Consider the following 12,322-nt stretch of genomic DNA (forward strand, 5'->3'; position numbering starts at 1 on the left):
TGACCTTAAGTCCTTCTCACAGCAGGGGCTGGGAACCACTTACACGCAACAAAAAAACGCTCGCGACTCTGTGAGCGGACTACAACCATATAAAACAATTGACCCCAAAAGATAGCTTTTGGGGTCAATCTCATGGATTCATTACTCCGTCAATAACGTTAAAGCGATTAAGTTCACTGCCATTAAGTTTAAGAATTGCATGTTTCAATGTGTTATTTCTGATAATGATTTGAGTTTGCTGGCTACTAGAAAGTAAATTCTCAATACCCGTTTGGTTAATGAAGGATGAAATAATATTATCTTCAATTACGACCCAACTACCTGTAAACGTGGCTTCTATTTTTATCATGGAATTTACTGTTGTAGCATTCAGATAATTTATTATATTTCCTTTAACAATCGCATGATCAGAGACATTTTGAATCTTTACTGCCGTCCCAGCTTGTTGTTGTAGAAAGCAATTCAATAGTTTGAAGGTTTTGACATTATTCACTGTGACGTTAGCGTTAAACATACACTCCTTGAAGGTGTATTCCCAGCTACTTACACTTGATCCATTTAGTGACAAAGCTCCGCTACCATAAAATTTGCAGTTCGTATAAGTTCCCCCAGGCAAACTCAAAGGCTTACTTATATTTTTGAATGTAACATTGTCGTAGATCCAGCCACCGTTAGTACCATTAATAATATAATTTAAATAGTAATAATCATCCCCGCTAAATTCGCAATTAGAGAAAATCTGGGGCTGATTTCTGAAAGTTACACTGCACCATTTGGCATTATAAAATGAATTAGTCTTTTGAATATCGTTAAAGAAATTGCAGCCATCAATTTTGATTTGATATGGAGTACTTTTATCAAGTGTCAACAAACAATTATTAAACATACACTGGCTAACATTGAGCTCTCTAGGTAACTGTGTGTCTCCTGCAAGTCTCAAATGAGAACCATATAATTGATTGTTGGTAAATAACACTTCTCCTTCAAGACTAACTAAAGCATTATAAATCGTATTCCCTGTTACTATAGCCTTATCTACTCCCCTGTTCAGCCCAAGTGAGGCATATTTTGTAGTCGTATTTATTCGATTGTTAGTTATATAAATATATTTCCCATTAACGACTACAACATCATAACCCGTATTGTCATGAAAATCATTTCCATCAATATGAATGAATTGGTTTAAATCATATCCATCTTCAATGTCAATTCCACCTTGCGGATCCGTACCAGCAATATGATGGATTTCACATTCGTTGATATAGAGATGCTTACCTCCACAAATAGATATGCCCTGTCTTCTACAATGATGAATCTGGCATTGTTCTACACGGCAATGCTTCGGAAACTCCGGGACTCTTAGATTTATGGAAACTCCATTACTAGAAGGTACTGCGCTTTGATGGAGAACTACCCTGGCATAAGCTGCTCCCACAGGTACGTCCACCTCATCAAAAAATTGAACTGTATTTGCTGCATACAGAAATGTATTATCACTTCTATAGAAAATGACATCATAATGATTAGTAGTAATTTCAGATCCTAGCGCTCCGTAACCATTACCATATAACCCGAAATATCCGTATTTCTTAATTAAAGACTGCCCCAAATCGATCTTTAAAGTAGATCGAATTCTTTTACTATCTACTGTGAAAGTACCATTAGAAGTATTAATTCCCCCTTGTTCAAATGAAGCCGCGAACTGTAAAGGGACTGGGGAAATTTGCCCAAAGGTACTTGCAAAAATGATGCCATCGCCAGTACAATTAAAAATTTCTAGATGATCCATAGAAATATATTGGATGTTACTGCCGCCACCCTTTGGTGTAAAACTTCCTACTCCAACTCCATACCCTCCCTCATGTGTTCCGGGGATAGTTGTATAATCATGTGTATCCTTATCACCTACAATCTTGCCATTAGTAAGTTTAGAGTACTGTTGATTACTTTGATAACTCACGATCGAATATTTCTGTAAACCATTATCCTGAATTCTTAATGTAGAGCCTCCCAAATTCAACGTCATAAAACTTTGAGGTTGGACCGGATTATTCTCATCTATCAAATAGATCCCACCAGGCAGCACAATCTCTGCATACCCTTGTTGAGATGCCCAAATGATAGCTGCGTTGATACCCTTTGAAGTATTTATTGCATCTGTACCATTGTTTTTCACATTCCATCGACTTAATTCCAAAACATAACCTGCCATCAATCCCACCTCCTACTATTTACATACTATGTAAATAAGATAGAATTGATTGTACTCTTTATTCGCTTTTGAATTTTTATTATTGAGGCCCTACTTCCTTTTGAGATCGCTTGTTAGGCAATCTAATCGAAAATGAGTTAGCTATTTTAAACAAATACTCAAATTCTTCTAACTTTCTAAACAAGAAGAAGAATAAAATATTAGGAACCAGAAGGCATAATATCACCCTAATTATCAAGTGAATTTGCCCATAAACCTCCATTATATTACCAATATAATTGATAACAAATCCAATACTTAATACTAGGATCCCAAAACCACAATATCTTATAAAGTAAATTTTCAATGGCTTGTGAAATGCATATTTAAATATAACAAAAGGGTCATACCAGAAATATGTACACAACCTACTAATTACTGTACCTAATAAAACACCGGCAATCCCAATTTTATTTGCCAGAAAGATTGAAACTACAATGTTAATAATGGCCGCAAAAACCGGACGGTATTTCCCTTTCTGAAATAAGCCAGTTGTTTCTCTGAACGTTGTGGTCGTATTTTGCATCCCGCTTGTATAAAAATCCAATAGGATTGCAAAAACAATTAATTTATTCATTACAAACTGTTCGCCCAGCCACAACATTATAGTAGGGTTAATCAAATTCCATAGGCAAATTGAACAGAAACCATATATCCAAAAATTCGAAAATTGCATGACACGGAAAATGAAGTATTTTCGTTCCTCATTTTCTTTTACTACTAAATTACCTACACTTGCCGTAAGAGAATAGAATATGTGGTTCAAAAAAGTATTAATCGTAGCTATAATTAGCAAATAATTGGAATAAACACCAACCCAATATATCCCAAATAATGTAGAGATAATGACATTATCCGTACCATTTATCACTACACCGCTAATTTTGTATAACATTAGAGAATAAATATTCTTAAAAAAACTTTGTTTTTCTTCAACAGTTAACTTCACGTTATTTTTTGTTCTGATATAGGGATATAATTGATTGGCTTTACGAGCAATGTAAATATTTTTCAAAATACCGATTATAATTTGTGTGCAAAGTACCAAAATAAAGTTTTTTGTAGACACTAATAAAAGTAATTGAGCAAGATTAGATATTATAGTAAAGCTAGTATGGATTTTCGAAATAATATGATTATGCTGATCAGCAACGATAATAGAATGCTTGTATACTAGAAAATAAGATGAAACTGAGTTTAATAAGAATAAGATATATATAAGATTAATTTCACGGATGGTCGTGTCCCCGTTCATTAAATAAGGAAGAAAGGGCATCAAAGATAAACCTACTACTAAAATAACTAAACCTATTATTCTATAAGCCTTTTCGTACAAATTCATGAAACCTTGAATTTTTCGTTGATCTCCTTCTGCCAACGGTTTATAAAGGTTATAGATGATTGCTGTATCAAATCCCAAATTTGCAACTGAAAGAAGAAGTAATATATTTGTGAAAAGACCGTTAACACCCAAATATTCGATTCCAAGTGTTGAAATAAAGACTGTCCTTACAACGAAGCCCATAATGGCGCTAATGATCTGGCCCGAAAGACCAAATATCATATTTCTCAGGGAGTTTTTTATTCTCATAAGTTCTCTTTCAATTTGTTTTTGCAAAAATTCGATTAATTTTTGTTGAAATTCTCCGGTTAATTATGGGCACAAATTGGGTTAACCGATATCTTAATAAAGCTTTCTTACGTTCTGTTGCAAAATCGTAATCCATGAACCAATCCAGCAGATCCTTATGTTCAATTCTGTTTTTATTTTCTCTCATTGTATTTTGGATGATTTTCCAATAAATCGTAATAATAGTATGTGTAAAATATTTAACTTCTTTTTCCAAGAATGATTTAACATGTACAGATAAATTATCTGGTACATTAAATCCAAAGTCATTGGGATCTTTGCCTTCAGCCACTATACTTAAAATGGTTCTTAGGCATTTCTCACAACTACAGCAATTTTCTTTATTTTTAAAACAGACCCTTATTTGGACAGGTTCTTTAGCTGCATAATAATAATCAACCAAAACCTTAACCTTATCCTGCCTAGTCAGTTCATAACCATCATGGTTAACCTTCCCGGAGGCATATCTTATTTGGTTATCGACAGTAGGATCTGATGCACAAGCAACTTGGAACAGTGGAGAATTTGAACTTGCTATGTAAATGCATTCAATTTTAAGTTTAAAGGCTATGGGAATTCCAGCAGAAATTATGGCCAAGCCATGGTGTAACCCATGCCACCAGCTGTCTCCCAATCTTTTATGATAGTCATAATCAATTGCTTGTGCATGAATAAATGTTCCATAATTGGATTGAATAAGAATGTTTTCCAATCCATATTGTTCTGCAAAAGAAATTGCATTTTCTTTGTCAGCATTCCAAACTTCGCTTTCTTGTATCTCATCACCATGCCAACCGTACTCAGTAATTAATAACGGTTTTTTATCTTTTATACGTATAAAAGTAGTTACAGCGTCAAGTCCTCCACTAAATAGTGAAGCAGCTTCACGCACTGGAGTGTAGATATGTTCCTCAATTTTATCTACAATCAGTTGACCTTTGAGTGCTATATTCGGGAACATCTTTTGATAAGCATCTTTCACATCGATTAAACAAACATAAAATGACTTGTCCAAATGGTCTACAATTAATGTTGAATCTGTAATCCACATTAGGGGCATAACATTTGCAACAAATGGAATGGTTAAGATGGCATTTGGAATCTCTGATATATCATAATTGTATTCAAGAAACATATGATTTTTTCTGTTAAAATATTTCTGAAGATTCCCCTCGATGGTAAAGAAGTAGTCTACTCTATTTTGATTTACGACAATTTTATTAAGGATTATCTTTTTCATTTGTTTAACCCCCATTTCAAACTTGAAATTGTGCCAACCACTTATTAACGACTTCATAATTCACATTTACATTAGTAATAATTTTAGAGTGGATCATTTCTTCAAGTTTATTAATATCTTTTCTTTCTAATACATTCAAGTTGTAAGTTTCGTCCATCCCGCGTGCCCTTTCATCGATTGAAATAATGATTGAACGTTTCTTATGTCCCATCGCGAATATACCAGCGTGCAAGCGTGTTCCCACGTAATCAATATCCATTGATAACATATTTTCATACGCTTCTACTGAAGGAGGTATGATATTAATTCTTTGAATGTTGTCTAAGGTCTTGAAATATTTATAGTCTCCAGAGCCTTGCAGCCAGAAATAAACATTTTTATAATTTGCGTTAAGAATATTGATTAACTTTTGATCCCTTTCAATATCCCTTGAATAGTCTGTAAGTGTAAATATTACTGACTCTGATTTTCCTGTTGGAATTTCTTTGCACAATTCTGGTGTCAAAGACCACATTGTCGGACAGCCTGTGTTGAGTACTTTGAAGCCCATATCTTCCATGAATCGTTTTGTTCTTTCATCTCTAACACTATGAATATACTTATGGGATAAAACTTTTTTGTAAAGCTTCTTCGTATAATTACTAATCTGCTCTCCTCTACCCGCACCAACGCCAACCAAAATACTATTACGTAAAGGCTCACAGTTAAATAAATTGATATTCCACTGAGGGAAACGATTAAACATGTCCATTGTCAACAAATTAGTACCACAAACAAATTTATACTTAGCATCTTTATAAAAATTTTGAGCATATGATCTTCTAACAACTTGATACCAATGAAAAGCGGGAACATGTGTCGGTAAAGTCATAACAAAGTTGTTTTTATTTATTTCTGATAACTGACGTCGTGCGCACTTCATGATGATTTCATCACCCTTATTCAGAGATCCTACCGATGTGTCTAGCAGCAATACATTTTCCATAAATATAATTCCTCCTATATAATCCTATATAATTTGGTTAATTCATAACTGTTGTTATAGTCTGTATTATCACAGGTAACTGCCAACTCTTCCCTAAGCTCAGAATTCTTATAGAACCTCTCTATCCCATCTGCTATGCCTTCAACACTCAATCCGCAAATTAAACCCTCAATCCCATCTTCAATCTGACTGCTCGCAGTTGGATAATTGGTAATTAATATCGGCTTACCTAATATTTTCGCCTCTGTTACTGTAACTGCTTTGCCTTCATACCTAGAGGGCTGGACATATAAGTCGCATGCCTTTATATAAGGATATGGATTTATCTTTTTACCTAGTAAAATAAAGCTGTCTTCTAACTTGTTATCTGTAATTAACTGTTTAAGTTCATCCTCGTAACCGCCATATCCTACGACTAACCACTTTATTTGGGTGAATCCTTTATTATGTAACAACCTCAACGCCTTGACAGCCATATCAAAACCCTTAACATAAGACAGTCTTCCAACAGACACAATGGTAAAGGCATCCTGATATCTTTCATTTATCTGAATATCATTGTTTGCCATTTTTCGAATGAACGCCGGCGAAGTAATATTCTCGATGAGCTGGATCTTGTTTGCTAGGGTGGGATACGTTTGGATAAAGGCATCCGTTACTGCATCAGAAATCGAGGCGATCACATCATACTTTTTCCAGACAGCCAAGTCGATCTCATTATCAATCTCTAATTCGCTGTAATCGGTATGAATCCAAGCGATCTTCTTACGCGCGCTCACTTTACTCGCTACAAGATCATGCGGCCACGCATAACTGATTGCTAAATCGTACTTCTTCTCCCAGTTCGGCAACACATACGACATGTATTTAGGCACAAGCTGCATTTGGATATAGCCCGATCCCTCTTTCAGTTGTCTTGATTTCGCCTTCACACGGGAAATGACTTTAGCCAATATTCGAATCAAGACTGCTGAGACTTGCCCTTCCTGTAAACATTGGCGCATGGATTTACGGAATACGGTATACGCAGGTATTTGTGGAAGAAGGTTAACTTTCTCAGGGATTAAGCTTAAGAAGTCACCAGAATGATGACAAATGAATAAATCTACATCATATTTATCATAGTCGAAACTCTCGAGCATGTTGATTAAGCTTCTTTCAATCCCGCCAATTTCCATATCGAAAACCGTAATCAAGATTTTATTTTTATGCATATTGAATATAGCTCTTTTCCCTTTTATTTAAGAATAAAGTATTAGCGGGAACATTCCCCTTCACAACGCTTCCTGCTGCGATTACAGCGTTATCCCCGATGAACGTATCTCTTAAAATGACAACATTAGAGCCGATCCACACATTTTCCCCTATCATGACTTCTCCCTTAATAAGGTGATCATCTGTTGAATGCTTGAAATTATGATCATGGTCATTGATGCTTACATTCGGAGCTATTTTGGTGTATTTACCAATAGAAATCTTATGTACACAATTAATGTTACAGTTATCATTTATAAACACTTTATCGCCAATATGGAGTTTGCCGTAATGATCGACTCTAATACTCGCATTTTTCCTGATAAACACAAACTTCCCAATATGGATTTTGGCATGCTTATTAAATGCTTCTATTCTGCTGTTTGCTTGAAGAAAGAAGATCGAGGATTCAATATTATTAAAGTAAATAAGCTTATTCATACAAGCTCTCATGATTCCTATTACATGTGAAATATTCATAATTATCGTATGATAGATTCCCCTGCCGCGGCTTTCCGCAATAAGCGTAGACATGACTTTTCTTAATAGTTTCATCTCAAGAACCCTCTTATTCTTGCTATATTATGTCCACCAATGACCCTTGCCAGCAGCAACTTCATCTGCCCTTTCCATCGCGCCTTAGGTGGCAACCAACTCTTATAAAAATGATGCATAGCATACGTATTTTCTGTCCTAAATGTTCGGCAGTTAATGTAGTCATAAGGGGAGAAATACGTTTGCGGATAAAAGGTTCCAACACCCTCTATGTCTTGATAGCTGCCATTGGGGGTAACCCCCCAATCGCCTAATATCTTCGTTATCATCGCAACATTGGTTAGCGAATCAAAAGTTCCATCAGCAAGGATGAAGCTCTTTGTATGATAGGAATCCATAAATACCTTGATCAGCTTATTTTCTTTCGCGGCTCCGATCGTACTGGTCGCGATATAGTTCTCTTGCTCAAATCCCCAGAATGATTCGTGATGTAACAAATCATCAAAGGCTTTGAACACTTCCACATCGGTGTCTAAATAAATACCACCATAGTGATAGAGCGCGTACACTCTCGCATAGTCGCTGACGAACGCAAATTTGCCCGCTCCGTACGCCTCTTTTACATATGAATTACTGCTGATATCAAAGTTGTTTTCATTCCACTCTATGAATTGATAGCCAGTTAGATGGTTATGCCAGCTTGCTATACATCGCTTCACGATGTCGGGCTTTTCTTTCCCGCCAAACCAGCAATAGTGAATGATCTTAGGAATTTTCATTTCATGATCTCCCTCGCCCGATGACGCACATCTCAAATAAATTCAAAATTCTTTATTAAGAACATCTATCTATCCTTAATAATAGTTCTTTATAAAGAACATGTCAACATGATTGTGCGTCAATAGAGAACGTTTACACAATCCATATCCTTTTACACCACACCAGCTTCAGATACTATGAATTTACAGCACCTATTTGATTGCCTAACAAATTAGAAAATAGTCCCTCGCGCTCTTCAGCTAACTGGTCATATTCTCCCTTTTGAATAATCTGCCCTTGATCGATGACAATGACTTGGTCAGCCTTGCGAATGGTCGACATGCGATGGGCAATGACGATCATGGTCAACCTACCCTGCAATCGCTCCAACGCCTCTTGGATTTTCGCTTCATTCTCCCTATCTAGTGCGCTCGTCGCCTCATCCAATATGAGGATAGATGGTTTACGCAATATGGCTCGGGCCAACACGAGACGCTGCCGTTCTCCACCAGATAACCGGATTCCTCTATCACCAATCAATGTGTCGAGGCCCTCAGGCAGCTTGCTAACGAATTCCGCGGATGCGGCAAACTCCAGGGCTTCCCAGATTTGTTCCTCGGTTGCGTTAGGATCAATCATCAGAAGGTTATCTTTTATACTGCCATTGAAAAGAAATGGATCTTGTGGTACATAACTAATGGATTGCCTTAGTGCATATACCTTTTCGTTTGAAATAGGCTGCCCATCAATACAAATCTGACCCTTTTGGGGTTCAATAAGACCCATAATAACATCAATTAATGTGCTTTTCCCTGCTCCAGAACGCCCCACTATTGCTGTCATCTTCCTAGATGGTATATGGATATTTATGTCTTTAAGTGCATAGTTCTGTTCATTTTGATTATATCGAAAGGATACGTTCCTGCACTCAATGTGCGTTTTAATTTCAATCGGTTGATAGGTCTTGTTCTCTTGATTGTTCTCCGTATAAAATTCCTTCAGACGTACGCATTCTTGCTGCAATTTGATGATTGCCTTAAAGGCAGGAATGGTTGAAGCGATTTGCTCCATGTGCGTCTGTATGCCTGTAAAGCGAGGCCACAATCGGGAAAATATAACGAAGATTAGTAACAGCTGCTCCACTTTACTCTGAAAGATGGTGACGGAAAGATAAACAAAAACAGCGATTAATACTGAAGAAGCAACTTTATAAAAAAGCTGGGAAGATGACCTTAGCTTGATGTATTCGACTTGTTCGTTCACTAAATTTTGGGTTAACGATCGATACCAACGCAGCCATGATTCTTCCAATGAATTACTTTTAATATCTTTCATACCGGCCATTTGATCGGATATACCCGCAAGAAAGTTTTGGGATAACTGTGAGGTTTGGCCGCCAAGCGATTTCGCTCTTTTAATAAATTTACGTGAAAACAAAGTTAGAATGATGCCAAACGTTAATACAAAAGTTGTCATGACTGGGGATAGCCAGAATGCTATACCTATCTGGATTAGCGTGAAAATCAGAGAGGCTACTAGTTGCAGCACTAAGGTTGTTCCAAAACCCACTCTTGTTAGTTCGGAAGTTAGTAAATTAATGAGATCTGATTTTCTATGGTTTACGAAAAAACTCCAATTTGACTGCAGCAAATTCGTATAGGTTTCCAGTCGTAAGTGTCGAACGAATTTCTGTTGGATGATGGTATCTCGAATCGTTAAAGTTCGCAGCAGCCAGTTTTGACCTATTGCTAAAATAACGAATAAACATAGAACGAGCGGTAAGCTTAGTGCCTTTGGTAAATCTTGAAGATACTTAATCATCACCGAAACCAGTGGAATTCCTGTCTCAAAATTAGCAATGCCGCTTACGCTAAGGATCGGAAGTACTAAAAGAACGCCCACACCTTCAATTAAACTAATAAATACCATGCCAAGAATGTTAACAACCAATATTTTCCCCGAAAAAGCATATAGCTTTTTAGTAAAGTGCAGAATTTGCTCCATTTAAATTCCTCCTATGACCATGAGTGCCTCCTAGTTTTTCTCCAAAGCCACATAAAAGGCCTTAAGGGAAAATACAAGAAATGGAGGTTCTTTGGTAAGGGTAGTAACTCTACATCCATGGGGTAAGGATACAGAAAGCTTAATATATGTAACACTTTTAGCTGATTAGACATTAAGGAAAATAAGTGACGTTTGTGATACCTTGCTACATCATCAGGTAGAGGCTCTCTGTGCAAGTGAATCATTTGTTTCATATAAAATAACGCTGCATGTGCTAAATGAACAGGGCGCTTCCCCTCGATCAGTGTATTCATTTCTTTGGTCAATGGAGTAGCTAATAAATTAGAGGCTAAGACAAGAGCTTGCCCCCCAACGTGGGCCATTTGATATTTTTTTAAGCAAACGATTTCCTTCTCCCAGTTCATAGGATGCCTTACGATACGGTCGATATCTACTAGCCAGCGTAGTCTTGACCAGCCGTGACGCGCACCATGGGAAGCTAGAAACATAAACAAATCCTCATATCCTAACATGTACACGGGAAAGCTGGCTATTGAGCTCTTCTTTCTTCTCTCCCACAATTCTGCAAAAGTTGGCTCGTAAGAAAGGCCTGGGTTCAGTTTCCAATGTATTTCGATTTTTGTATTTTTCTGAGAATGCATGTATGTGACATGGTGATGTCTCCATTTCCAGTCATTCAATACGGTTGAGAAATAATCATCTTTGACATAATCAAGTGCAACTAAGAGATCATGGGCTCTATCTAAGTTATCTATAGATATAAGAATATCTAAATCACTGCAGGTACGCTTCGATATATCACCATAAAGGTCTGCAGCAAGTGCAGGTCCTTTCAAGAACAGTACTTCGATATTGTGATTTGAAAGTAATTTACTAAGCTGCTCCATCTCTGCACTTAAGCGCAGCATACGAAATGTATTTTGTTGATAATCGCGTCGTAATTCTTCTGATACATAGACTGGAATATAGGCTTTATCTATTCGTTTTATTTGTTTATAGATGTATGGATTTATCCGGTGATGTCGAATTAATTCCAAGAATAAACTCCAATTTATTCCGGTAAAAACGTCAGCATCAAAAGAACATAAGCTTCCTTCACTCTCGCTTTTGATGAACGACAGGATTATATTCAATTCCTTGGGCAAGACGGTTGCATCTAAGCTTAGTTCTTTGTTCATTGCTTAACTCCCTTATCTATTGGCGTTTATTTGTTTGGCGAATTTGGCAACAACGGTAAATCGATCCATCCCTTCCTTCCCTGTAACATAAAAATGGCCACTACGTAGCCATGCGTGTGCAATCATTTTGGTCAACTTATCCTTAGAGGTTCCCAGATACAACGTACTCTCGATATCACGTCGTTTGAGCATCTTCATACCAGCTATCGCCCTAACTAGGCATTTGCTTTCCCAGAGCGTATGTCTACTCATAATATCAATCGCACTTGCTATATGCTTGAGAACTATCCGATTCCTCTCTACTTCCGTAATGGAGGTTTCTTGCATGGGAATTCCTAACGAGGGAGCCACTTTAGAGAATGGCAGATAGACAAGAATACGTGCCCATCCTAAGAAGAACAAAGCCTCTGCTAGTAACAATATGGTTCTTATATCTAATGAGAAAAAAACTTTCAACTTATTCATGGCACTCACTATCCTCCCACGACTCAAAGCTTGAACCCGC

10 protein-coding genes are annotated in these 12,322 nt (G+C 36.9%); all 10 read right to left on the reverse strand.

Annotated features, from left to right (window positions below; translation table 11 throughout):
* Window positions 1-130: 130 nt before the first annotated feature.
* Window positions 131-2,212 carry a right-handed parallel beta-helix repeat-containing protein gene (locus QFZ78_RS18095; RefSeq protein ID WP_307549628.1) on the reverse strand — a complete coding sequence of 694 codons (2,082 nt, stop codon included), beginning with the start codon at window positions 2,210-2,212 and terminating at the stop codon, window positions 131-133.
* Between the two features lie 79 nt (window positions 2,213-2,291).
* Entirely contained in the window at window positions 2,292-3,842 is a 1,551-nt protein-coding gene (locus tag QFZ78_RS18100; RefSeq protein ID WP_307549630.1) for a lipopolysaccharide biosynthesis protein, read from the reverse strand.
* 10 nt (window positions 3,843-3,852) lie between these two features.
* Window positions 3,853-5,121, reverse strand: a complete 1,269-nt coding sequence (locus tag QFZ78_RS18105) for a peptidase (protein WP_307549632.1) — start codon at window positions 5,119-5,121, stop codon at window positions 3,853-3,855.
* A gap of 16 nt (window positions 5,122-5,137) precedes the next feature.
* Window positions 5,138-6,106, reverse strand: a complete 969-nt coding sequence (locus tag QFZ78_RS18110; RefSeq protein ID WP_307549634.1) for a polysaccharide pyruvyl transferase family protein — start codon at window positions 6,104-6,106, stop codon at window positions 5,138-5,140.
* Window positions 6,107-6,120: 14 nt separating this feature from the next.
* Window positions 6,121-7,320 (reverse strand): glycosyltransferase, encoded by a 1,200-nt coding sequence (locus QFZ78_RS18115; protein WP_307549635.1) that lies wholly within the window; start codon window positions 7,318-7,320, stop codon window positions 6,121-6,123.
* The gene (locus tag QFZ78_RS18120) at window positions 7,313-7,915 is read right to left on the reverse strand and encodes an acyltransferase (RefSeq protein ID WP_307549636.1); all 603 of its coding nucleotides are present in this window, start codon (window positions 7,913-7,915) and stop codon (window positions 7,313-7,315) included. The genes QFZ78_RS18115 and QFZ78_RS18120 overlap by 8 nt, the downstream gene beginning before the upstream one ends.
* Window positions 7,912-8,634, reverse strand: coding sequence for a glycosyltransferase family 32 protein (locus QFZ78_RS18125; protein WP_307549637.1), 723 nt, complete (start codon window positions 8,632-8,634; stop codon window positions 7,912-7,914). Before QFZ78_RS18125 ends, QFZ78_RS18120 begins: the two co-directional genes overlap by 4 nt.
* A 175-nt stretch (window positions 8,635-8,809) precedes the next feature.
* Window positions 8,810-10,618 (reverse strand): ABC transporter ATP-binding protein, encoded by a 1,809-nt coding sequence (locus tag QFZ78_RS18130; RefSeq protein ID WP_307549638.1) that lies wholly within the window; start codon window positions 10,616-10,618, stop codon window positions 8,810-8,812.
* Between the two features lie 11 nt (window positions 10,619-10,629).
* A complete protein-coding gene (locus QFZ78_RS18135) occupies window positions 10,630-11,817 on the reverse strand; it encodes a nucleotidyltransferase domain-containing protein (protein WP_307549639.1) in 1,188 nt (395 codons plus the stop codon).
* 12 nt (window positions 11,818-11,829) lie between these two features.
* The gene (locus QFZ78_RS18140; RefSeq protein WP_307549640.1) at window positions 11,830-12,291 is read right to left on the reverse strand and encodes a lasso peptide biosynthesis B2 protein; all 462 of its coding nucleotides are present in this window, start codon (window positions 12,289-12,291) and stop codon (window positions 11,830-11,832) included.
* Window positions 12,292-12,322: the final 31 nt, after the last annotated feature.

This window comes from Paenibacillus sp. V4I5 (assembly GCF_030817255.1).
Classification (GTDB): Bacteria; Bacillota; Bacilli; order Paenibacillales; family NBRC-103111; genus Paenibacillus_E.

Bases quoted from the DNA above. Each gene is read 5' to 3' on its own strand.
- QFZ78_RS18095 (WP_307549628.1), bottom strand. From the start codon at position 2,212: ATGGCAGGTTATGTTTTGGAATTAAGTCGATGGAATGTGAAAAACAAT.
- QFZ78_RS18100 (WP_307549630.1), bottom strand. From the start codon at position 3,842: ATGAGAATAAAAAACTCCCTGAGAAATATGATATTTGGTCTTTCGGGC.
- QFZ78_RS18105 (WP_307549632.1), bottom strand. From the start codon at position 5,121: ATGAAAAAGATAATCCTTAATAAAATTGTCGTAAATCAAAATAGAGTA.
- QFZ78_RS18110 (WP_307549634.1), bottom strand. From the start codon at position 6,106: ATGGAAAATGTATTGCTGCTAGACACATCGGTAGGATCTCTGAATAAG.
- QFZ78_RS18115 (WP_307549635.1), bottom strand. From the start codon at position 7,320: ATGCATAAAAATAAAATCTTGATTACGGTTTTCGATATGGAAATTGGC.
- QFZ78_RS18120 (WP_307549636.1), bottom strand. From the start codon at position 7,915: ATGAAACTATTAAGAAAAGTCATGTCTACGCTTATTGCGGAAAGCCGC.
- QFZ78_RS18125 (WP_307549637.1), bottom strand. From the start codon at position 8,634: ATGAAAATTCCTAAGATCATTCACTATTGCTGGTTTGGCGGGAAAGAA.
- QFZ78_RS18130 (WP_307549638.1), bottom strand. From the start codon at position 10,618: ATGGAGCAAATTCTGCACTTTACTAAAAAGCTATATGCTTTTTCGGGG.
- QFZ78_RS18135 (WP_307549639.1), bottom strand. From the start codon at position 11,817: ATGAACAAAGAACTAAGCTTAGATGCAACCGTCTTGCCCAAGGAATTG.